We start from the raw sequence: 23,830 nt of genomic DNA on the forward strand, positions 1-23,830 counted from the left end.
TGGTGACACTTGAAAGATGTCAGCCACCGCGTAGGGGCCGCGATTACGCGTCAGGTAAGCGAGGCCGGTGACACCCCGGCCGACCTGGGGTGACGCCGTCAGAATGTGACCGTGGTCACCGCGCGCGGGCCGGCTTCCGGTAGGTGACGACCTTGTCGCCCTTGCCGGGGAACGCCATGATCAGCAGGCGCTGGCCGTTGTCCCGCTCGCCCTTCCAGTCGAACCAGTCGTAGTGCACGCGGATCCGGTATGGGCCCCGGTAGCCGTCGAGCGCGAGGTCGGGCAGCTCGGCGCCGCCCAACGAGTCCTCCAGCACGATCGAGTCGCCGGCGCGCTCGTAGCCCACTTCGACGACGTGGTCCCAGCCCTTGGTCTCGACCGGCGGGCGGCGGGCGTAGGTCTCGACGGTGACGCACACGTCGAAGTCGGAGTGGGACAGCACCATCAGGTGGCCGGGGCGGGCCGCGACCAGGCCGTTGTCCTGGGCCTTGTCCAGGAGCTCCATGCCGGCGGGGTCGTAGTCGTCCTCGGGCAGCCCGTAGGCCTCCATGACCCCGTAGTCCGTCCTCTGGGGTTCTTCGATCCGGGCCGCCATGACCGGCTTGATCAGTGGGCGGTGGCGGGGGGTGGCGTCGCACATGCGCTGGGCGTCGGCCAGCCACTCCTCGATCTCCCGGTCACGGGCCGTCTGCTCGGCCTGGACGGTCGTGGCGGCGCTGGGGCAGATGTCGGCGAGCTGGTACGTGAGGCTCTCGCGCTGGAAGCCCGCACGGGCGAGCTCAGCCGGGTCGTTGCGCGTGTGGACGCCGCACAGCCGCCGCCCGTGGACCAGGAGCACCTGGTCGGGCGTGGTGGCGGCGAACCGGAACCGGTCGTTCCGCCGGATGCCGCAGACGTACTTCTGCTCGGCCGTCAGGTCCGGGTCCTTGTACCCCCCGGTCTCCGAATCCATCTGTGGCTCGCAGTCCTGGGCCGTGGTGACCGGGCCGCGGGACTGGTCGGCCGCGGGCAGGAAGGCCAGCGTCACGAGCGAGGCGAGACCGGCCACGAGCACGTGGTGGCGCAGGCGCTCGGCCGGGGCGGCAGCGTACAGGAGCAGCAGGAGGAGGGCGGAGGCGAGCAGGGCGGCGCAGTACCACAGGGGCGAGATGCCGGTCAGGACGAGTTCGTCGTTCTTGACGAACAGGTCGTCGGGGTACATGCGCAGTGCCCGGTCGGGCGGCCCCCACCATTCGCCGGGAGCGTAGGTGAGCACGCTGCCGGCGCCGACGGCGGCGGTGAGCGTCAACGCCGACATCGTCACCCGGAGCAGGCGCCGGGTCCGGCGCAGGATCGCGACGAGGACGAGGACGGCGGGGGCGCCGACGCCGACGATGAGGTCGAAGGCGAGCCACGCGACGGTCGCGGGGTCGCTGCCGTCCTCGCGGATGAAGCGCTCGATCTCACCCCTGGGCCCGAGCCAGAACGGCATCCCCCGCATGAGGTTGACGGCCGCGGGGAGCAGCGGGAGCACGACCGCCATCGCGGGGAGCGGCCATCGGCGGGCCGGTGCCCGCACGGGCCGGGGCCGGGGCGCGGGGAGCGGGCTCCCGAGATCGTGCGCGGAACGGGCCTCCCACACCGTCCCGAAGACGCTCAACGTCCCGAGCAGCGAGTAGACCAGCAGCGCGAGGGGCACTTCGCCCGCCGCCCACATGACCCCGAGCGAGCTGGGCTGGAGAAGGTTCAGCGTCAGCGAGAGGGCCCCTATCCCGACCGTGGTCCTGCTCCAGCGGGGATCCTTGGCCTGGGCCGCCAAGATCGGCACCATCCACGCCAGCAACGTCAGGTCGGACAGCCTCAAGACGCCCTCCAGCTCGTCGGGGAAGCCGAGGCCGAACGACACGGTGAGGACGATGCCGTTCGCCAGGGACAGCAGTCCTCCGGCGAGCACGGCCAGCCGCAGCCACCTGGCCACGCGCAGCACCAGGAAGTACAGCACGACGGTGACCAGGGACAGGAGGTCGCCGGGGATGCCCAGCCACCACTCCCACCATGGGAGGACCCGCACGACGACGGAGTACGCGACGCTGATGTACAGAACCCGTCGCAGGAGGGTGACGCGCCTGTCCGCGACGGGCGGCGCGCCGCGCACCGGGCCGCGCAGCACCTGCCACCAGGCCCAGCTCCGCACCGCGGCCACGAGGCCCAGGAGCAGCAGGACCCACCACGAGACGGTGAGCCCGTCGAGCGGTTCCTCCCGCACGAGCGGCCACCAGACGAAATCGATCGTGCCGGTGGCCAGCGCGACGACGCCGAGGGCGATCGCCGCGATGACATATGCTGCTGCGACGGACGCGGCGATTCTGCCGAAACGGTAGCGAGGCACGAGGCACTCCTGGGGGGGTTGGAGCGCCAACTGTAGCGAGCCGCCGAAAAGTTGATCAAGCGTTTCCGAGGATCTCCCGGCGCAGGCGGGTCTTGAGGATCTTGCCGCCGGGGTTGCGGGGCAGCTCGTCCTCGCGGAACCAGACATGGACGGGGATCTTGAACTTGGCGATCCGGCCGGCCAGGAACGCCTGGAGCTCCTCCGGTGTGACCGATCTGCCCGAGGTCAGGCGGATGACCGCGCCCACCTCCTCGCCCAGCTCGTCGTGCGGCACCCCGATGACGGCCGCGTCGTCGACCGCCGGGTGCTCGAACAGCGCCGCCTCCACCTCGGCGCAGTAGACGTTCTCGCCGGCCCTGATCACCATGTCCTTGGCCCGGTCCACGATGTAGACGAAGCCCTCCTCGTCGATCTTGGCCAGGTCGCCGGTGTGCACCCAGCCGTCGACGAAGGTCTCCGCCGTCGCCTCGGGCCTGTTCCAGTAGCCCAGGATGACGTTGGGGCCGCGGACGCACAGCTCGCCCACCTCGCCGGGCGGCAGCTCGCCGCCCATGGGGTCCACCACGCGCACGTCCACCACGGGCGAGGGCAGGCCGATGCTGTCGGGCCTGGCATGGTAGTCGGCGCCGCCGTTGCCGACGGCGAGGCCCGTCGTCTCGGTCATGCCGTAACCGTTGGAGGGCGCGCGGTCGGGGAGGTTCTCAGTGATGCGCTCCAGCAGCTTGGGCGGGGCGGGGGCGCCGCCGTAGCCGAGTGTGGTCAGGGACGACAGGTCGTACTTGCCGAAGTCCGGGTGGGACATGAGCTGCCAGGCGTTGGTCGGCACGCCGATCATGGCGGTGACCTTCTCCCGCTCGATCAGGCGCAACGCCTGCTCGGGGTCCCATTTGTACATGAGCACCAGGCCGCCGCCGGTGAACATCATCGTGGTCATGGCCGAGAAGCAGCCCGTGACGTGGAACAGCGGCACGGTCAGCAGCGTGATCCGTCGGGTTCCGGCCGCCGCGGCGAGGTCCTTGCCCGACATCGCGACCGCGCGCATCAGCCCGTAGGCCACGGTCATGGGAGCCTGGCCCAGGTTGCGGTGGCTGCCCAGCGCACCCTTGGGGTTGCCGGTCGTTCCGGAGGTGTAGAAGATCGTGGCCGGGTCCTCGGGTGACAGTTCGACGTCGGGGAGCTTCACGTCGGCCGCGACCTCACCCATGACCTCGTCGAACGCACGCGCCCCCGCCGGGGCGTCGCCCCTGGTGACGATCATCGGCACGCCCGTGGAGGCCAGCCGCGCGGCCCGCTCGCCGTCCGCGATCAGCACCTTCGCGCCGGAGTCGCGTACGCCGTAGGCCAGCTCGGCCTCCGTCCACCAGGCGTTGAGCGGGACGGCCACGGCCCCGGCCGTCAGTGCCGCCGAGAACGAGACCACCCATTCCGGGAAGTTGCGCATGGCCACGGCCACCCGGTCGCCCTTGCGCACGCCGTACTCGTCGATCAGGCGATGGGCCAGCGTGGCGGCGCGGCGGAAGTGGTCCTCGAACGTGAGGTGCTCGTCCTCGTACACGAGGAAGACCTTCTCGCCGTGGAACCTGCTCGTCTCCAGCAGCGCGCGGAAATGGGCGGGCGCGTGCTTCCATGTGCGTACCCCGGTGTCGCCGATCTCCTCCATCTCGAAGAGCTGGCCGGGGCCGGTGAGCTGGGCCTGGACCTGGGCGTGCGTAAGCGACATCTGCAGAACGCTCCCCACGGGTGGACGATTATTCTGTGACAAATCACAGTACCGACCGGTAGGTATGCCGCGCTAGGGCTTCCCGTCCTGTGAAAATTTCATAACTGGTCCGATAGTTTCATGCTCCCAACTGCTGCTTTAAGGGCCGCCCAGGATCGGCATTGACCCTCCACTTGCATGTCAATACCGTCTGCGGTGCGATCCAAGAGGGATCGAAACTTTCGGATCGAGTGCCTGCCTCCGGAGGTAGATGTTCGTGCTTTCGTCCTCGCTCGCCAGAGTCCTCACCGTGGTGGGGACGCTCTTGGCCTTCCTCCTGCCCGCCACGTCGGCCGACGCGTCATCGCCCCTGCGCACGCACGCGGCCGCCCGCGGCAAGTTCATCGGTGCGGCGCTCGCCACCGGCCCGCTCGCCAACGAGAGCGCCTACCGCACCATCGCGGCGACCGAGTTCAACCAGATCACCGCCGAGAACGCGATGAAGTGGGACGCCACCGAGCCCAACCAGAACCAGTTCAACTTCTCCGGCGCCGACGCCATCGTCAACTTTGCCACCCAGAACAACCAAGAGGTCCACGGCCACACGCTGGTGTGGCACAGCCAGACTCCGGGCTGGGTGCAGGGCCTGAGCGCCAGCGCGATGCGCTCGGCCATGCAGAACCACATCAGCCGGGTCGTCGGCCGCTACGCCGACAACGCGGCCGTGGTCTCGTGGGACGTGGTGAACGAGGTCTTCGACGACAACGGCGGCATGCGCACCTCGTTCTGGTACAACACGCTCGGCCAGAGCTTCATCGCCGACGCCTTCCGCGCCGCCCGCGCCGCCGACTCCAACGCCCGGCTGTGCATCAACGACTACAACGTCGAGGGGATCAACGCCAAGAGCACCGCGATGTACAACCTGGTCCGGTCGCTGCGGCAGCAGGGCGTGCCGGTCGACTGCGTCGGCTTCCAGGGGCACCTCGCCATCCAGTACGGCTTCCCCAACGACATCCAGCAGAACCTGCAGCGCTTCGCCGACCTCGGCGTCCAGGTCCGCATCACCGAACTGGACGTGCGCATGCAGATGCCCAGGGACGCGAGCAAGGACGCCACGCAGGCCACCTACTACCGCAACGTCGTCAACGCCTGCCTGGCCGTGACCGCCTGCGCAGGAGTCACGATCTGGGGCTTCACCGACAAGCACTCGTGGGTGCCGGACACCTTCCAGGGTCAGGGCGCCGCGCTGATCTACGACCAGAACTACCAGCCGAAGCCGTCGTACAACGCCGTGCACGACGCGCTCGCCGGCGGCACGACCACCGACAACACGCCGCCGACCACGCCCGGCACGCCCGTGACCGGCACCGTCACCTCCAACTCCGCCTCCGTGACGTGGCCCGCCTCCACCGACACGGGCGGCAGCGGGCTGGCCGGATACAACGTCTACCGCGAGCAGGGCGCCACCGACCCGCTGCTCGGCCAGAGCACCACGAACTCGATCACGCTCACCGGCCTGACCCCCAACACCCAGTACCAGGTGTACGTGCGAGCGCGTGACGGGGCGGGCAACTTGTCCGGCAACTCGCCGACGGTGGCGTTCACGACGCAGTCGGGGCCGGGCGGCGGCCCGTGCACCGCGACCGGCACCGTGCAGAACCAGTGGAGCACCGGGTACGTGGTGCAGCCGGTGACCGTCACCAACACCGGCACCTCCGCCATCAGCGGCTGGACCGTCACGTTCACCCTGCCCGCCGGCCACCAGCTGACCGGCTCGTGGAACGCCTCGGTGTCGGTGAGCGGGCAGACCGTCACCGCCAGGAACGCGGGATACAACGGCAACCTGGCCCCGAACGCCAGCACCAGCTTCGGGTTCCAGGTCAGCCGGCCGAACGGGAACACTCAGACGCCGTCCGGGTACACGTGCGCCTGAGCGTTCCGCGAATCCCCTGGACGCCCTCCTGCCGCCCAGGGGATTCTTCCCGCCGAAGACATTGACAGGTGAACCGTCGAGGCCTGTCGTCCGCCGTAGGAGATGAACGGCATGAACGAATGGGATTCCACCTCGTAGGCGGGCAAGAGGGGTACTTCGCCGCGCGCGAGACCCCGCCCTCCTGAGGATCCGCCCGCACGCCACGGTCGTCCGGCGGCCAGCCGGAAGTCGCGAGGGCAAGCCCTCCCTCAGGATGGGTGCAGTTGACGTTCGTGCCCTGGCAGTCGAACCGTTACCTGAACCTGTTCTTCCGGGTCTAGCCGCCGGGCGGCCCCGCCCAGGAGGCCTGGGCGGGGCCGCGCCGGGTCAGTACGGTCGCTGCAGGTGGCGGCCGAGCGACGGGTCGTACAGGCGGTCCGACACCAGGACCGTCCCGTCCAGGGTGGTCGGGTGGAACGCGCCTCCCAGCCAGCCGTAGCGGCGTGGCTGGGAGGGCACGCCGAACTCGTCGTAGCCGATCACGGTGGCCAGGCCGCCGTCGAGTTCCAGCTCGGTGCCCACGTGCCCGTCGACGGTGAGCAGCTGGACGCGCACCGATCCGGTCGCGCCCGTGAGCGCGGCCAGGTCGCCGCCGGCACCGGCCACATGACGGACGACCGCGCCGTTCCCGGCGGTCCAGGAGGGCCGGTCGCCGTCGGAGCCGTAATGGTGGACGGTGACCGCACCCGTCTCGTCGGTCTCCGACCGGATCCGGCCCGCCGGGTCGCGCGTCCACCGCAGGCGCCGCTCGCCCGAGGTCTGCTCGGCCGGCAGGCCGTCGGCGAAGTAGCCGACGGTGCGCCCGCCCGGCAGCGAGGTGGTGCGGCCCGCCGCGTCGTAGCCGTAGCCGTCACCGGTCAGCCTGCCGTCGGCGGTGTAGGCGTACGTCGTGATGCTCGCGGCGGAGTCGTCGGCCACCGGGCAGTCCTCCTCCGATGCCTGCACCGCCAGCCGGACCCGGTTGCCCGCGCCGTCGTGGTCGTAGCGGCGCAGCGTGCACAGCGGGAAGCCCAGCTCCAGCGCCGAGGCGAGCTGGCCCGCCTTGTCGTAGCCGAGCTGCCGCTCGGTCATGGTGTCGGTGCGCAGGTGCAGGAGCACCTGGCCGTGGGCGTTCCGGCCGACCTGGTCGATCATCAGCGGGCCCTCGAGCCCGTCCCGGGTGTGGATCCGGGCGTAGATCTGCCCCCGCTCGTCGTAGGCGGTCTGCGTGTGCAGCCCGCCAGGCAGGTCGGCGGCGACCTGGCGGCCCTCGGCGTCGTAGCGGGCGGTGAAGGTGCCCGCGACCGAGTCGGTGACCGAGGTGGGCAGGCCGCGCGGCTCGGCCGCGTGGTCGTAGGCGTAGACCCTGGTGGACGGGGCCGAGTCCGTGACCTTGACCGGGCGGTCCAGGTCGTCGTACTCGGTGCGGGTCTGGCCGCCGTCCGCGTCGGTGTGGGAGATGACCCTGCCGAGGCGGTCGTAGGCCGTCACGATCTTCTCCGCGCCGCGCCACCGCTCGGTGGGCCGGCCGGTGGCCGGGCTGTAGCCGATGCCGATCTCGGCCTCCCCGCCGGACTTGGTGGCGATGGGCCGGCCGGCCTGGTCACGCCTGATCGTGGTGACCGTGCCGCCCTCGGTCACCGTGTGCGGCCGGCCGGAGGCGGTGTCGTAGGTGTACGTGCGGCCGCCTTCCTGGCACACCAGGCCCGCCCACTCGGGGCGTCCGCCGCACGGGGCGCCGCCGGTCGCCGTGTAGAGGACGGGAGCGGGGGTCTCGGCGGAGACCGTCCGGCCGCCGGGGTCGCGGACCGTCCTGAGCCGCCGGCCGGTGGCCCAGTCGTAGGCGATGGCGGTGGTCCTGACGTCCACGGCGGGCCTGGACTCGCGGCCGACGATCACGGCGCCGGCCTTGACGGTCGTCGGCAGGTCGCGGGCGGTCGCGGAGGCGGGCCGGCCCTCGTCGTACGCGCTGACGGTGCGGGTCCTGGCGCCGATGGCGTACCCGGCGGGCAGCTCGTCCACGTCCGACTCCAGGTTGACGATGTGGACCGGGCTCAGCTCCTCCACCTTGCGGCGGCCGGAGGGGTCGTAGACGGAGCGGGTGGACAACAGCTCGGCGCGCTCCTCCGGGCTGTAGCCGGTGATGGCCAGCTCGACGAGCCGGTAGTCGGTCTCGGGGCGTTGCGACAACTCCCTGTTCGAGGCGGTGAGCACCCGCACCGCGTGGCCGAACCGGTCGTAGTCGGCGGCGGACAGGTGCCCGCCGGGGGTCAGCACGTTGATCGCTCGCCCGGATCCGTCCAGGTACGTGACGGTTGGGCGGGTCGTGGAGCCAGGCGGGTGGACCGCCGTGGCCGTCGCGGGCGCCGCGGCCTGGCCCCAGGCGGCCACGTCCTTGGCCGTCATGTCCGCCGGGCCGCCGCCCGCCCTGGTGAGGGGCACGCCGTAGCCGATCGTGGTCTTCGCCTCGCCGGCGACCTGGTCGGCGGTGCCGGGCTTGAGCGTGGCGCGGGTGACGGAGCGCAGGCGGCCGTCGGCCTCGTAGGCGAAGGTCCACGGCAGCTCGCCGGGCGGGGTGAGCGTGGTGACGCGGCCTGCGGAGTCGTAGCCGTAGAGCGTCTTCAGCGGCGGGCTGATCCGCGGGTCCCACGCTTCGGCGAGCCGGCCCGCCGCGTCGTAGCCGTACTGGGCGATCACCGCTCCCTTGAGCGAGACGGTGGCCAGGCGTCCGGTGGCGTCGTAGCCGAGGTCGAGCGTGTGGCCCGACCGGGTGATCGACTTGAGGCGGCCGGACTCGTAGACGTGGCCGGCGGGGACGTACACGTCGCCCTGCTTGGTGAAGGAGGTGACCTCGCCGCGGGCGTCGGTCAGCGTGTACGTGCCGGTGAGGGTCAGGTCCTCGGCACCCGGCTCCGGCTTCCAGCCGTCCCCGGCCCTGGTGAACTGCACCGGCGTGCCGTCGGCGCGGGTCAGCTCGACCGAGTTGGGCGAGGTCTCCTTGAGCAGGGCCAGCGCGGGCGACCACGCGCCGCCGGGGTCGCGCGAGGAGGCCGTGCGGGTGAGCGTCAGGTCGTAGGCCCCGCCCGCCGTGGCCCGCAGGCGGTAGTCGCCGGTGAGCAGGTTCAGCGTGCCGGGGCCGACCTCACTGGTGGCGGCCCGGGTGGCGCGGCGGTCCACGACGACCTCGGCCGGCCGGGACTCCGCCGAGGCCCCGGACGAGCCCGAGACGAGCGCGCGCACCTGGACCGCGGCGTCGCCGAGGTGCGTGCCGGCGTCCCACACCAGGCCGGACGCCCCGTTGGCCGCCGCCACGGGCCAGGCGGTCAGCGGCTTGCCGTCCGCGCCCGTGACGTTCGCGACCGGCAGGTCCGCCCAGGCGTCCGACGCCGAGCGCCGGTACTGGAACCTGGCCTGGGTGAAGGCCGTGCCCGTCACGGAGAGCGGCACCTTGCCGGTGCTGCGCAGGCCGTCCGCGGGGGCGGTGAGCGAGGCCACGGCCGCGCCGGACCCGACGTTGAAGGTGTAGGCGGTGGTCGGGGAGGCGTTGCCGGCCTTGTCGACGGTGTACACGCTGAGCGTGTGGGCGCCGGTCGTGGCCGGGGTCAGCTTGGCGGTGACGGCCGCGCCGGTGGTGAGCACCTTCGTGATGGCGCCGGCGTCGAGCTTGTAGGCGATCCAGCCGGTGTCGGCGTTCGCGGGGGTGAGGGTGAACGTGCCGGCCTTGCCGGCGTCGCCGTGCCAGCCGCCGTCGTTGGGGTAGTCCGCCGAGGTCACCTTGGGCGCGGGCGGCTTGGCGGTGTCGACGGAGAACTCCTTCGTCTGCCATTGCTTCGAGGTCAGGGAGCCGTCGTTGGCCCACGACCGGAACCAGTACGTCTTGCCGTTCGCGAGCTTGCCGGCGGGCACGTTCGCGCCGGAGAAGCCGTTGCTGGCCACGTATGCGCCGTAGAGGTCGTCGATCAGCATCGTCTCGCCCGCGTACAGGTCGAACTTGCCGCGCACGTTGCCGCCGTCGGGGTCGCGCACGTGGGTGCGCAGCTGCGGGGTGAGCGTGTTGGTCCGGAGGGTGCCGTCGTACTCGGTGAACGGTGAGACCCAGGTCGAGACCGGGGTGCTCGGGTAGGAGTTGTACGTCACCGAGATCACCGGGACGTGCGATGGGGCGTTGCCCGAGTGGAACCTCTTCCAGGCGTACTTGTCCGACTCGTTGGAGGCCCGCAGGCCCATGCCGGACTCCTTCCAGCCCTGGGTGGCGTAGTGCTGCACCAGCGAGGTGACGTTGGCGGTGACCCAGCCGTCGGCGCAGCCGCTCCCGTGGCCCTTCGTCTGGCTGGAGGAGGCGTACTCGGCGGCCATGTGCGGGCCCGGCCAGCGCGACGACTTCGAGGCGCGGTCGGCCGACCAGACCTCCCACGATCGGGCGTCGCAGGACCAGGAGTGGTAGTTCCAGAGCTTCAGCGTGGCCGAGATGATCTTCTTGCCCGCGATGCCGGGGGTCTTCCACGTGATGAACGACCGGGCGACCTGGCCGCTGCCGTTGTTGCCGATCTTGAGCTCCTCCGCGCCCGACTGGTCGGTGCCGTAGCCCTCCTGCACGAACGTGTCGAAGACCTGGCCCAGGTTGAGCGACGGGTCCACGGTGACGGGGTACGTCGTGGCCGGGTCGTTGAGGAAAGCCGGGTCCGGGGTGAGGACGAGGTCGTTGCCGGAGACCTTCATCTCCACGGGGACGCGGCGCAGGTGCTCGCCGGAGATCGGGTGCTTGGTGGCGTCCCACATGACCGGCGCAGGGATGGTGACGACGGCCTTGCCCTTGGCGTCCACCAGCTCCACGCCGCCGTCGGCGGCCTGGCGCGGCCGGAGGCCCGGCGCCTTCAGCCCCAGCGTGTACGTCAGCGGTGTAGCCGGGCGGGACTTGAGCAGCAGGAACTGCTCGGCGCCCGTCCTGGTGGCGGTGACGACCAGGTCGGCGCCCGGCATGACATCCGGGTACGTGGCCGTCTCGCCGGACAGGCGCGGCGTGGGCAGCGCGCCCTTCCACTGCATGGTCACCTTGGCGGCGCCCTCCCCGATCGTGATCAGGTCGGTCGGGCCGGCCGCCTGCCGGGACAGCCCTGAGCGGCCGCCGCCGAACCTGAGCGCCCGGCCGTGGCCCCGGGTGACGATCTCACCCGACGGCGCCCTGGTGAGCGTGATGTCCACCGGGGCCCACGCGCCGTCGCGGCGGAACCTGACGGGGCCCGCGAACGAGTCGACCGTGAGCGTTCCGTCCGGGTTGGCGTAGGTCGTGGTGGTCTCGGTGCGGGCGTCGGCGATCTCGACCCGCTTGCCGGTCAGCCGGGCGGACAGCCGGGCGGAGGCCTCGTCGGGCGCGCTCGGCTCGGCCGTGAGACGGGCGGGGTCGCTCGGGTCGTCCGCGGGGTTCGTGGCGCTGGCGGCCGGTGGCGGCGACGCGGCGGGTGGTTCGGCGGCCGCGGGCGACGGGGGAGAGGCCAGAGGGAGAAGCAGGAGGGCGAGGCCACCGGCGAGGACCCGTGGCGTGAGGGCAGGCATGAGGGCTCCGGGAGGTGTGCGCGTAGGGCGACGCCCCCGCCGCGACCGGCGGGGGCGTCAGGATGAAGCGGGGTTACTTGCTCTGGCAGCTCTTCTTGCGGACCTCGTACCAGGTGATGCCCGGAGCCTGGAACCGGACCGCGAAACACTGGTTCTTCCTGGCGGCTTCCCGGACCTTGTAGATGGCCGAGGCGCCGCCCGCCGTGTAGGCGATCTTGCAGATCAGCTTGGCCTTGCCCTTGAGCTTGTCGCAGGCGCCCTTCATCGCCTCGATGGCGCCGGCGACGCCGGCGACGAACCAGGCGTTGTAGATCTTCTTGGTGAGCTTCTTCGAGAAGATGAGCCGGCACATGGCCTTCCACCACTCGCACTGCAGCTTGAGCGCGGGGTCGGCGACCACGGGGTAGGCGGCGCCCGCGTGGTCCACCGTCTGGATGAGCGTCATGCCCTCGACCCGGTACGAGGTCGGCACCGGGTTGCCGTTGGCGTCCTTGGCCCAGGGCAGGTCGATCTCGGCGAGATAGAAGTCGTTGTTGTAGATCAGGACGGTGCCGTCGTCCTCCTCGACCTCCAGCATGGAGCCTTCGGGGGCGGTGATCGGGAAGCGGTACTCCGTCGGCGCCGAGGCGTCCTTGATGACGGTCAGCGCCCGGGCGATCTGGCCGGTGCGCTGGTGTGCGTAGGCGACGCTGGGCTGCTTGGCGGCGTAGGTGACCAGGCCGGGCAGCGGCTGGTTGCCGTTGCCGGCGGCGTCCGGCATGCCGATGCCGATGTCGGTCTCGCTGACGGTCGCGACCAGCGTGCGGTCGGGGTCCGTCGCGATGGCGAACGGCCGCTGGACGTCACCGTCGGGGATCTCGGTCGGCGGGACGTTCTTGGCCTCTTCGACGATGTCGGGGACCACCTGGGTGAGTGCTGCGAGGGCGGGGTCCTCCTGCGCGAAGGCCGGGGTGCCGGCCACGTTCACGCTGCTGAGTGCCAGGGCGGTCGCTAAGGCGACGACGAATGCCCGAGCGGAAATGCGCATGGATGTCCTTCCACGTGCGGTGGGGGGCATTGCACAAACGCCGTAAACGTAAAGATCATCGGCGACCGTTCGGGTGATCTTGGATGGAGCGGCCGTAAACGTTTGCCGTCTTCCAGGGTTCACTTGCTCGCTCACTCACCGTCACCACGGCGTCAGGCCAGGTCAAGCCCACCGGGCCCGGACGGGAGCAGGTGTTTGGCCACGTGGGCGGTGGGCGTCCTGGGCAGGGGCGTCCAGTTGCTGCCGGAAACGCGGCACCTTGTACGGCGGCGGCCGCGCGGCCGTCCAGTCACGCGGGGCAACCAGGCCGAGCTCACGCGTCGCGGTGCAGCCAGCCCCGGTCGCCGCCGCGGTCCGCGGCGGCGGCGAGCACCTGGGGGATCGTGGCCGGGACGGCGGCGGGCGATCCGGGGACGGTCACTGCTCCAGCGTGATCCCTTCGCGCCGGAGGTCCTCGATGACGCCGTCCACCAGACGGGTGGCCACCGTGTGGTGCAGCCGGCCGTCGTCGCGCAGCTCGCGCACGGCGGGCACCGGGTCGGGGTCGGCGAACAGCCGCTCGTCGGAGTAGTCGACCGGCCGGCCCGTCGGATCGACGGTCCAGTAGGAGGCCTCGAGGGCGATGCCGTTCGGGTCGCTGAAGTAGATCGAGCGCAGGAACCCGTGGTCGACCACGTCGGTGACCTCGCAGCCATGGGCCTTGAGCCGGTCGCGGAGCCTGATGAGCGCGTCCTCGTCCGGCAGGTGCAGCGCCAGGTGGTCGAACTGCGCCGCCTTGGCGTACGGCACGCCCGCCGGCTTGGCGAAGCTGTCGAGCTGCTGGTCGGTGTACTCGAAGAAGGCGACGGTGTTGCCCGGCGCCACCTCGAAGAAGTAGTGCTTGAACGCGGGGAGGGCGAGGGTGGTGACCAGGCGGGCGTCGAGCACGCCGTGCCAGAACCGCACGGTGGCGTCCATGTCCGCGGTCACCAGGGCGAGATGGTGCACGCCCCGCCAGTGCACCGTGTCTGGGGTCGCAGCCATGCGTCAACCGTACGCCTTTCAACTATCTCTGGTAAGTCAGGACTTCGTGTCCAGGTGCGGGCGGACGTGGTCGAAGAACAGCCGGATCTGCTCGCGGACGTCCCCCTGCACCGGCCAGAACACGAAGGAGTCGAACCCGAGCCGGTCGCGGTAGTCCAGCAACGCGTTCACCCAGTGCTTCGCCGAGCCGTTCAACAGGCGGTCGTTCCGCTCCGGCACCCGGTCGGAGATCGTCCCCATCACGTTGAACACCCGCCGGATCCGGCCGGGATCGCGGCCGGCCGCCGCCGCGGCCTCGTCGATGTGCCGGTGCATCCCGGGGACCTCGGCCAGGTCGAGGTAGGCGTTCGTGGGCAGCCAGCCGTCGGCGTGGCGGCCGGTCACGGCGAGCATCCTGGGCTTGAACGAGCCCACCCAGATCGGCACCCGCGGCTCGGGCGGGGGGCCGGCGCTCGCCTCGTGGAGCCGGAAGTACGTGCCGTCGTGGTCGACGGGCTCCGGGCCCCACAGCCGCCTGATCAGCGGGATGGCCTCGTCGAGGGCGCTGATCGCCTCGCCGAGGCGGGGCCAGGCGCCGCCGAAGCCGGGCGTCATCTCGTACGGGCCACCCACGCCCAGCCCGAGCACGAATCTGCCGCCGCTGACGAACTGCAGCGTGGCGGCGGCCTTGGCCAGCATGGCAGGCGGGCGGAGCGTCAGCGGGGCGACGTTGGGCGCCAGCAGGACCCGCTCGGTCCGGCCCGCCAGCAGCGCCAGCAGGGAGAAGGTCTCCAGTTCGGTGGGAATGTACGGGTGGTCCGAGATCGTGATGAGATCCGCGCCGAGGTCCTCGGCCAGCCGTGCCGACTCCACGAGCCGGTCGAAGCGCCGGGGCGAGGCCGGCAGCGCGACGCCATAGACAGTTCGTTCGCTCATATGCCCGACGTTAGGCAACCGGCCCGCGCCGCACATGGGCCGCCGGCCGCCCCTGCCGTCGGCCCTTCGGCCTAGGACCGCCGGCCCGTATCGTCGGCACATGGCATCGTACCGGGCTCGCCGTGCCCGACGGCGACACCGAGATCGTCCTGTCGACCGGCTCGGCCTCGCTCCTGCCTGGCAATCCGCTCGTGCTGGTGGACCTGTCGAAGGGCCGGTACCGGCGAGGGCGGCACCGTGACGGGGTCAGCCCTTCACCGAGCCCGCGAAGCTGAAGGAGCTGGCGAGGTATTTGTTGACGGCGACGTAGAGGACGACCGCGGGCGCCGTGTAGAGGATGGAGAAGGCGGCCAGCTGCCCGTAGGCGACCTGGCCGTATTCCGAGAAGAAGGTGTAGACGGTGACCGCCGCCGGTTGTTTCTCCGGGGTGTCCAGCAGCACGAACGGGGCGAAGAAGTTGCCCCACTGGCCGACGAACACGAAGATCGCCACTACCGCGATCCCCGGGGCCATCAGCGGCCCCACCACGGCCGTCAGGGAGCGGACCCAGCCCGCGCCGTCCACCCAGGCCGCCTCCTCCAGGCTCACCGGTACGCCGTCCATGAAGTTCTTCATCATCCAGATCGAGAACGGCAGCGAGCTCGCGGTCAGGAACAGCACCATCGCCGGGACGGAGCCGTACAGGTTGAAGCGGAAGAACATCGCGTAGACCGGCACCAGGATCGCCGTCACCGGCAGCCCGGTCGTGAACAGCAGGGTCAGCATGAAATGGCGGCGGTAACGGAGCTGGTAGCGCGACAGCGGGTACGCCGCCAGCCCCGACACGAGCACCGTCAGGATCGCCGTGGCGCCCGAGATGACGATCGAGTTGATCAGCGGGAGGATGATCGTCTCCCAGGTCAGCACGGCTTTGAAGTTGTCCAGGGAGAAGGCGAGGGCAGGTGACGCGGACAGCGTGGCCTCCGGCTGGACCGAGGCGATCAGGACCCACAGGAACGGGCCCAGGAAGGCCAGGGTGATGAGCAGGAGGGCCAGCCCCGCCGCGCCCCTCGCGGCCAGCCGCGTCATGCGCCCTCCTCCACCTTGATCAGACGCAGGTAGACCAGCGAGAACAACGCGCCGATCACCAGCAGGACCAGGGCGATCGCGGAGCCGTAGCCGATCTCGAAGTAGCGGAACGCCTGCTCGTACATGTACAGCGGCGTCGTCTGGCTCGCCGTCCCGGGGCCGCCGCCGGTGAGGGCGTAGATGAGGCCGAAGCTGGCCAGGGTCTGCAGGGTGATCAGCATGAGGTTGGCCATGATCGATCTGCGGATCAGGGGGAGCGTGATGTGGAGGAGGCGGCGTCCCGGCCCGGCGCCGTCCACGGCGGCGGCCTCCACCAGGTCGGCGGGGACCTCCGAGAGCGCGGCCGAGTACACCAGCATCGAGAACGCCGTGCCGCGCCAGATGTTGGCCAGGATGACCGCGACCATCGGCGCCGTGTAGAGCCACTCCTGCTCGATGCGGAGGACCGTGTTGAGCGTGCCGTCCTCGGCCAGGAACGAGAACCAGCAGGCCGCGGCCACGACCTCCGGCACCACCCAGGCGGCGATCACGACGCCGTTGACCACGCTGCGCGTCACCCGGCCGCGGCCGCGCTGGAGCAGGGCGATGATCAGGCCCAGGGTGTTCTGGCCGATGACGGCCGAGCCGATGACGAAGACGAACGTCAGGAAGAAGGAGTTGAGGAAGCTCGGGTCGCCGAAGAGCTTGACGAAGTTGGCGAACCCGACGAACTGCGAGTTCACCGAGGCGGAGCCGGTGAGCGTCTCGTTGGTGAAGGCGATGTAGACGCTCCACAGGATCGGCCCGGCCAGGAACAACGCCAGCAGCACCAGGGCGGGGCCGAGCGGGAGGATCCAGCGCAGTGCCCCGCGCCGTGCCGGGCCGCGCGCGGGCGGGCTCGTCACGGGCGGGGACTGCGGCGCCGTGGCGACCGTCATCGGGCCAGGACCTTGTCGGGGCCTCCCACGGCCGCCGGCAGCGCCTTGACGTAGGCCGCCGTCGCCTCCTCAGGGGTCTGCGCGCCCGTCGTGACCGCCTCCATGGCCTCCTGGATCTCGGTGGAGACCTTCGGGTACTCCTCGAAGGCGGGCCGGTAGTGGGTGACCGAGGCCAGGTCGGTCCAGAACTTGATGCTCGGGTTGCCCTCGGTGTACTTCGGGTCGGCGGCCACGTCCTTGCGGGCGGTCAGGTCGCCGGTGCCGACCGAGTACACCATCGAGTTCTCCTTGTTGGTGGCCACGGTGATGAAGTCGAACGCCTCCTGCTTGTTCTGGGTGTAGGCGCTCATCGCCATCACCCAGCCGCCCGACATGCTGACCGCGCCCGGCGGCTCGCCGTTCTGGGTCGGCATGGGCGTCCAGCCGATCTTCTCGGTCCACTGAGGCCACGGCTTGGTGCCGGTCGCCTTCCAGGCGGAGGACGCCCAGGCGCCGTCGAGGGAGATGCCGAGCTCGGCCTGGGGGAACCACTCCAGGGTGATCTTGTCGCCGAGCTTGGCGTTGTGCGCGTCGGCCTGCTTGGGCCCGAGCTCCTCGCGGTAGATCGTGTTGATGAAGGTCAGGGCGTCGGTGAAGTTCTTGCCGCCGGCCACCCACTTCTTCTGCGTCTCGTCGTAGAGGGTGCCGCCGGGGGTGCCGTACAGGAGCATCTCGAAGCCCTGCATGGTCGACGCCTCGCCGTGGATCTTCGTGGAGTACATGGTGAACGGGATGACACCGGGGACCTTCTGCTTGATCGTACGGGCCGCCGTCAGCACGTCGTTCCAGGTCTTCGGCTCCCACGGGACGGGAAGTCCGGCCTTGGCGAAGACGTCCTTCTGATACCACAGGCCGCGCGTGTCCGTGCTGACCGGGACGCCGTAGATCTTGCCGTCCGTGCCCTTGGCGGCCTGTTTGACGGAGTCGGGGAACTGGGTGTTCCAGTCGGGCCACTTGGCCAGGTAGTCGTCGAGCGGGGCCAGCTTGCCGGCCGCGACGTCCGCGTTGACCTGGAACGTGTCGTGGTAGTAGAGATCGGGCGCCGAGTCGGGGGAGCGGTTGAGCAGCGCCAGTTTCGTGTAGTACGCCTCGTTGTTGCCCTGGACGGCGGTCAGCTTGACCTTGACGCCGGGGTGGGCGGCTTCGTACTGCTTCTTCGCGCCGGTGAGCATCTTCTCCAGATGCGGCCACGTCGGCTCCACCCTGTAGAGGACCTCGAGTTCCTTGCTGCCGGATGCGTCCTGCGCGGGGTCGGAGCCGCAGCCGGCGAGGGCTGTCAGCAGCAGGAGGGAACCGGCCAGCGTCCGTTTCATCACGGCCTCCCCTTGTTACCTTGAGTTGACTGGAAGGTAAATCTTTTTGATTTACTTAGTCAATACTTTGTGTTGACATATTGACATGCAGCTCGGCGCGAACCTGCCCAAGATCGGCAGCTACAACCGGGCCGTGGTGCTGGAGACGATCCAGGCCTCCGACGGCATCAGCCGGGTGCAGATCGCCGCCCGCACCAGGCTCACCGCGCAGACCGTCTCCGTGATCGTGCGCAGGCTGCTGGAAGAGGGCCTCGTCGTCGAGGACGGGTCCGTGCCGTCGAGCGGCGGCAAGCCCAGGACGATCCTGCGCGTGGACCCCGGCGCCGGGTACGCGGTCGGCGTGCACTTCGACCCCCAGGAGATCTCCTGCGTGCTGGCCGACCTCGCGGGGCGGCCGGTCGCGCGCTCGCACCTCGCGGTACGGACCGCGCTGAGCCCCGAGGCGGTCATCCGGCAGATGGCCAGGGCGGCGCGGCGGATCCTGCGCGAGGCGGGCGTGCCGGACGGGAAGGTCCTCGGAGTGGGTCTGGCCTGCCCCGGCCCGCTGGACGGGGACGGGGTGATGGTGTCACCGCCGCGGCTGCCCGCCTGGGACCAGGTGCCGATCAAGCGGCTGCTGTGCGAGCACACGCGGTTCCCCGTGACCGTGGACAACGACGCCACCGCCGCGGCGATCGGTGAGCGGTGGGCCGGGACCGCGCGGACCACGCCCAGCTTCGCCTACCTGTATCTCGGGACCGGGATCGGGGGCGGGATCTTCCTGGACAACCAGGTCTACCGGGGGCGGTCGATGAACGCGGCCGAGTTCGGGCACATCACCGTCGAGCCGGACGGGCCCGAGTGCTACTGCGGCAACCGCGGATGCGTGGAGGCGCTCTGCTGCCCGAGCGCCATCGAGGCGGCGCTGGGCGTCCCGCATGCCGCGGCGTGCGCGGCGGCCGCCCGGGGCGAGCCCGCCGCGCGCGAGGTGATCGAACGGGTGGCGCGGCGGCTCGCCGACGCCGCCGTGAGCGTGGTGAACATGCTGGACATCGACCTGCTGGTGCTCGGCGGGCCCGCGCTCAGAGAGGTGGGGGAGATCTACCGGGAGGTGATCGCGCAGGCCGTGACGGACCGGGCGCTGGCCCGGCGGCTGCACGCGGTGCGGGTGGAGACCTCGCCGATCGCGGCCGACGCCGCCGCGATCGGCGCGGCCTCGCTGGTCTTCCACGCCACGTACGCGCCCCGGCTGAGGACTACCCTTCTCGGCGGCTGAGCAGGGCGTGCAGCGCCGTGCCGAACTCGGCCGGAAGACGCAGGTAGCCCACGTAGTCGCCGGGCAGCTCCACGACCCCGACCCCCAGACGGCCCGCCACGGCTTGCGTGCAGGCGCGCATCAGCCCCTGGGTCTCCACGCCGCACGCCAGCACGAGCGGGGCGGAGGGCGGGACTGCCGGTACGTAGCGGCAGAACGAACGCTGTTCGTAGCGGAAGCTCGTCTCCAGATTGGCGGTCATCCTGGTCAGCATGTCGCGCAACCAGGCGGGCAGGCCGGGGGTCGGCCCCGCCGGCGGCATCACGCCGGTTTCCTCGCCGAGCCTCCGCGCCGCCGGGCCGAGGCCCGCGCGCTCGCAGATCTCCACCGTCTCCTCCACCAGCGCCCGCCACCGGGCCGCGTCGGGGAGCAGCTCGAACGCGGGCGGCTCGTGCGCCACCAGGCGCCGGACCCGGCCGGGGTGGCGGGCCAGCAGGTCCAGGGCGATCAGGGCGCCCGAGTGGGTGGCGAACACGTCCGCCTGCTCGGCGCCGAGCGCGTCGAGCAGGCGCAGCGCGTCGCCGGCGTGCTCCTCGACGCGCTGCTCGGACGGCGGCCCGGCCAGCGGGCTGCGGGTGAAGCCGCGCCGGTCGTAGGTGACGACCGTGTGGCGACCGGGGAGCGCCTCGGCCAGCGGCCCGGCCATCCCCGCGTCGCTCCCGCCGCCGAGGATCGTCAGCAGGACCGGCCCTGAGCCGCGGACCTCGTAGTAGAGCTCCGCGCCGGGCACGGTGAGTCGTCCGGTGTCCATGATCTCCTTTCCGGGAGACGCAGACCGGCAACTCTAGACCGCCTGCCCCGACCGGCCAAGCGGCCGTGGCGGGTTCACGACAAGTCGGGATCTGGCCACACCGACCTCATGGACACGGCAGATCCGGATGACTAGGAATTCGGTATTCGTGCTTGCCGATTCTCGGGAGGTCCTCCCATGCCGCGTGGATTAGGGCGGCGGGCGGCGGCGATGGCCGGCGCCCTGGCCATGGCCGCCGCGCTGCTCGCGGTCCCGGGCGCGTACGCGTCGGCGGCGGCCGGTCTCTGGCCGCCCGTGACGCTCACGGGCGCCGCGGCCGGTGACGAGATCACGCTGATCACCGGTGACCGGGTGCGGGTACGGGCCGTGGACGGCGAGCACAGCGCCGTGACGGTCACGCCGGCGCCGCGGGCCGGCGGATCCGTGCCGACGTTCCAGGTGCTGGAGGCGGAGGGCGAGGTGACCGTCATCCCCGGCGACGTGGCCGCCCTGGTGCCCGAGCGGCTCGACACCGCCCTGTTCAACGTGACGGAGCTGGCCGAGCAGGGCTACGGCGCCACCATCCCGCTGATCCTCACCTACGCGGGCGCCACGGCCAAGGCCGCCATCCCGGCCGTGCGGAAGGTCCGCACGCTCGAGAGCATCGGCGGCGCCGGCGTGACCGTGGCCGCGGCGGACGCTCCCCAGCTCGGCGCCGAGCTGGCGAAGCTGGCCTCCCCGCGGGCCCGCGCCGCCGGGCCGCTGGCGGGCGTGTCGAAGATCTGGCTCGACCGCAGGATCAAGCCGGTGCTGGAGCACAGCGTGCCGCGGATAGGCGCTCCCGAGGCATGGGCCGCCGGGTACGACGGCACGGGCACGACCGTGGCCGTGCTCGACACCGGCGTGGACGCCGCACACCCCGACCTCGCCGGCCGGGTCGCCGACCGGCGCGACTTCGTCGCCGAGCCCGCCCCGGGCGACCCCCACGGCCACGGCACCCACGTCGCGAGCACCGTGGCGGGCGCCAAGGGCGTCGCCCCGGGGGCGAAGCTGCTCGACGGCCGCGTGCTGGCCGCCGACGGTCACGGCCAGGCGTCCTGGATCATCGACGCCATGGAATGGGCGGCCGGCGACAAGCACGCCGACGTCGTCAACCTGAGCCTCAGCGCCTCCGGGACGGGCGGCCCGCTCACCGACGCGGTGTCGCGGCTGACCGAGCAGTACGGCACGCTGTTCGTCGTGGCGGCCGGCAACGACGGTTGCGACCGGTGCGTGGGCACCCCCGGCGACGCCCCCGAGGCGCTGACCGTCGGCGCCGTCGACAGGGACGAGCGGCTGGCGGGGTTCTCCAGCCGCGGCCCGATCGCCGCCGACGAGAGCGTCAAGCCCGACGTCACCGCGCCCGGCGTGGAGATCACCGCCGCGCGGACAGGCGGCGGCCACGTCGCGATGTCCGGCACCTCCATGGCCACCCCGCACGTCGCCGGCGCGGCCGCGCTGCTGCGCCAGGCCCGCCCCGGCCTGACCGGTGGCGAGCTGAAAGCCCTGCTCATGGCCACCGCCGAGCCGGGCCGGGACATCCCGGTCGACGCGCAGGGCGCGGGCCGCGTGAACGTGGCCGCCGCGCTCAAGGGCTCGGTCACGGCCTCGCTCGGCTCGGCCCACTTCGGCCGGATCCAGCCGGGTGAGCGCAAGAGCGTCACCGTGACGTACCGCAACCACGGCCAGGCCCCTGCCCAGCTCGACCTGACGGCCGGCGGCGCGTTCACCGTCGAGCCCGCCAAGCTCACCGTGCCCGCGTCCGGGACCGCCCAGGCCGAGGTCACGCTCGAGGCCGCCACGCCGGGCCGGCTGCGCCAGGAGCTGACGGCCGCCGTCGCGGGCGGCGCCCCCGTGCGGACCCTGCTGACCGGCACCGTCGAGGAGAAGCGCGTCGAGCTGCGGGTCCGCGGCATCGCCAGGGACGGCCGCACCGCCCGCGGCGGCTTCACCGTGCTCAACCTCGACGAGGGCACCCTCGTCGGCCGCGTGCTCCCCGGCGACCCGTCCCGGCCGTGCACCGAGCAGAAGTACGGCTCCGGCACCTGCCTGCTCGTCAAGCCCGGCATCTACTCCGTGCTCGGCCACGTCTTCACCATGCCCGCCACCCAGGACAGCACCGCCGCAGGCAAGCCGCTCAACGAGAGCCTCCTCGGCGACCCCGAAATGGAGATCACCGAGAACACCGAGGTCGTGCTGGACGCCCGCAAGGCCGTCGAGGTCGAGATCGAGACCCCCGACCACAGGACCAAGCGGAACACCGGCGCCGCGGCCGCGCTCATGTGGTACCGCTCGGGCGGGCAGGGCGCCGCACTCCGCGGCGGCACCACGATCTCGCCCGGCGCGCAGATCGAGGAGCGGCTGTTCGTCCAGCCCACCAGGAAGGTCACCAAGGGCGCGTTCGTCGTCGCCACCCGCTGGCGGCTGAAGGCCCCCGAGATCGCCCTCCGCATCCCGGGCCTGGCGCTGGACCCCCAGTACGTCGACCCCGTCCAGTTCAGCGACTTCTCCGGCGAGTACCCTCGCCTGGACGGCACCCGGCTGCTCATGGCCGTGGACGCCGGCCGGGGCGGCGCCGAGGAGATCAAGGCCCGCGACCTGCGCGGCAAGCTGGCCGTCATCCGCCGCACCGACGGCGTGCCGGTCTCCGCCCAGTCGAACGCGGCCGCGGCCGCCGGAGCCGCGATGGTGGCCGTCTACAGCGACCGGCCCGGCGCCGACGTCACCACCGGCGGCAACCGGGTCAAGCTCGCCGTCCCGACCGTGCGGCTCACCCACGAGGAGGGGCTGAAGCTGGTGGAGCGGCTGCGCCGCCTGCCGGTGCCGGTCCTGGCCGAGGGCGAGGCCGCCAGCCCGTACGTGTACGACCTCTACCTGCGCGAGCGGGGCCGGGTACGCGACTCGCTCAGGTACGTGATCCGCTCCCGGTCGCTGGCCAGGATCGAGACCGGCTACCACAGCCAGCTCGCGGGCGACGTCACCGTGAACGAGGCCCGCTTCGCCTTCGAGCCGTGGGACACCGTCTCGATCTCCACGAACCACCCCATGGCCGCCGTGCCGCGCACCCGCGTGGACTACGTCACCCCCGACCCGGAGGTGCGGTGGAACACCTCGGCCATCAGCCCCGAGCGGGCCTACAACAACATGTGGCCGCACCCGGACACGCCCCGCCTCTCGCTGTCCTCGCCCGAGTTCAGGGCCTACCGGGCGGGGGAGCGGGTCGGCCGCACGATGTTCGAGCAGCCGCTGCTGCCCGGCGTCAACCCGCGCAACCCGCTGCGCAGGGAGGGCGACCGGCTGCGGATCTCGATGCAGGGCTTCGTGGACGCCGGCGGCAACTACGGCGAGGCCTACACCAGCCCCTTCGAGCGCGGGCTGAAGACCGCCTTCCGGCTCTACCGGGGCGACACGCTGCTGTGGCAGACGAACCACCTGCCCTCGGGGACGGGGACGCTGCCTCCGGAGCGGTCGGAGTACCGGATCGAGTACGACGTCGCCAACGAGGCCGAATGGGCCAGGATGTCCACCCGCACCCGGGCCGTCTGGACGTTCTCCTCCGAGCGCACCGAGTCCGCCACGGTGATCCCGCTGCTGCTGGCCGCGTTCGACGCGAAGGTGGACCTGAGGAACCGGGCCGGGTCCCGCACCCTGGGCCTGAGGCTGTACCACCAGGAAGGCGCCGAGCAGCGCGCCGTCCGGGACGTCTCCCTGGAGGTGTCGTACGACGACGGCGCCACGTGGAAGCCCGCCCGCCTCCGTGAGAGGGGCGAGCGGGCCTACGAGACGACCCTCGACCGGGCGAGGTCCGGCTTCGTCTCCCTGCGGCTCAGGGCCTCCGACGTCGACGGCGACACGCTGTCGCAGGAGGTGATCCGCGCCTACGCCGTGCGCTGA

The 23,830-nt window shown here is 71.5% G+C and carries 13 protein-coding genes; 3 read left to right on the forward strand and 10 right to left on the reverse strand.

From position 1 onward, the window contains the following. Nucleotides 1-115 precede the first annotated feature (115 nt). Entirely contained in the window at nucleotides 116-2,368 is a 2,253-nt protein-coding gene (locus ID574_RS08830; protein ID WP_188188179.1) for a hypothetical protein, read from the reverse strand. A 55-nt stretch (nucleotides 2,369-2,423) separates the two neighbouring features. Further along, entirely contained in the window at nucleotides 2,424-4,088 is a 1,665-nt protein-coding gene (locus ID574_RS08835) for a class I adenylate-forming enzyme family protein (RefSeq protein WP_188188180.1), read from the reverse strand. Between the two features lie 250 nt (nucleotides 4,089-4,338). Between ID574_RS08835 and ID574_RS08840 the strand changes: the two genes are divergently transcribed. After that, nucleotides 4,339-6,000, forward strand: a complete 1,662-nt coding sequence (locus ID574_RS08840) for an endo-1,4-beta-xylanase (protein ID WP_188188181.1) — start codon at nucleotides 4,339-4,341, stop codon at nucleotides 5,998-6,000. 366 nt (nucleotides 6,001-6,366) lie between these two features. Here ID574_RS08840 and ID574_RS08845 read toward each other — a convergent pair whose 3' ends face one another. The 7 genes from ID574_RS08845 to ID574_RS08875 form a co-directional block, all read right to left on the reverse strand. Further along, nucleotides 6,367-11,571, reverse strand: a complete 5,205-nt coding sequence (locus tag ID574_RS08845) for a DNRLRE domain-containing protein (RefSeq protein WP_188188182.1) — start codon at nucleotides 11,569-11,571, stop codon at nucleotides 6,367-6,369. 73 nt (nucleotides 11,572-11,644) lie between these two features. Then, nucleotides 11,645-12,598, reverse strand: coding sequence for a hypothetical protein (locus tag ID574_RS08850; RefSeq protein WP_188188183.1), 954 nt, complete (start codon nucleotides 12,596-12,598; stop codon nucleotides 11,645-11,647). 417 nt (nucleotides 12,599-13,015) lie between these two features. After that, complete coding sequence (locus ID574_RS08855) at nucleotides 13,016-13,621, reverse strand: VOC family protein (protein WP_188188184.1); 606 nt, start codon at nucleotides 13,619-13,621, stop codon at nucleotides 13,016-13,018. A gap of 36 nt (nucleotides 13,622-13,657) precedes the next feature. After that, nucleotides 13,658-14,536 (reverse strand): LLM class flavin-dependent oxidoreductase, encoded by an 879-nt coding sequence (locus ID574_RS08860; protein WP_188188185.1) that lies wholly within the window; start codon nucleotides 14,534-14,536, stop codon nucleotides 13,658-13,660. 246 nt (nucleotides 14,537-14,782) lie between these two features. After that, on the reverse strand, nucleotides 14,783-15,604 hold the full coding sequence (locus ID574_RS08865; protein ID WP_188188186.1) for a carbohydrate ABC transporter permease: 822 nt from the start codon (nucleotides 15,602-15,604) through the stop codon (nucleotides 14,783-14,785). Continuing rightward, nucleotides 15,601-16,521, reverse strand: coding sequence for a carbohydrate ABC transporter permease (locus ID574_RS08870; RefSeq protein WP_188188187.1), 921 nt, complete (start codon nucleotides 16,519-16,521; stop codon nucleotides 15,601-15,603). Before ID574_RS08870 ends, ID574_RS08865 begins: the two co-directional genes overlap by 4 nt. Then, the gene (locus ID574_RS08875; protein WP_188188188.1) at nucleotides 16,518-17,873 is read right to left on the reverse strand and encodes an extracellular solute-binding protein; all 1,356 of its coding nucleotides are present in this window, start codon (nucleotides 17,871-17,873) and stop codon (nucleotides 16,518-16,520) included. The genes ID574_RS08870 and ID574_RS08875 overlap by 4 nt, the downstream gene beginning before the upstream one ends. Before the next feature lie 85 nt (nucleotides 17,874-17,958). On the opposite strand from ID574_RS08875, the gene ID574_RS08880 reads away from it, so the two are divergent. Next, nucleotides 17,959-19,128 carry an ROK family transcriptional regulator gene (locus tag ID574_RS08880; RefSeq protein ID WP_188188189.1) on the forward strand — a complete coding sequence of 390 codons (1,170 nt, stop codon included), beginning with the start codon at nucleotides 17,959-17,961 and terminating at the stop codon, nucleotides 19,126-19,128. On the opposite strand, the gene ID574_RS08885 is transcribed toward ID574_RS08880, so the two are convergent. Further along, the gene (locus ID574_RS08885; protein WP_188188190.1) at nucleotides 19,109-19,918 is read right to left on the reverse strand and encodes an alpha/beta fold hydrolase; all 810 of its coding nucleotides are present in this window, start codon (nucleotides 19,916-19,918) and stop codon (nucleotides 19,109-19,111) included. The two genes, ID574_RS08880 and ID574_RS08885, sit on opposite strands and share 20 nt — an antisense overlap. Before the next feature lie 177 nt (nucleotides 19,919-20,095). On the opposite strand from ID574_RS08885, the gene ID574_RS08890 reads away from it, so the two are divergent. Continuing rightward, on the forward strand, nucleotides 20,096-23,830 hold the full coding sequence (locus ID574_RS08890) for a S8 family peptidase (RefSeq protein ID WP_188188191.1): 3,735 nt from the start codon (nucleotides 20,096-20,098) through the stop codon (nucleotides 23,828-23,830).

Source organism: Nonomuraea sp. SYSU D8015 (assembly GCF_008065375.1).
Taxonomy (GTDB): domain Bacteria; phylum Actinomycetota; class Actinomycetes; order Streptosporangiales; family Streptosporangiaceae; genus Nonomuraea.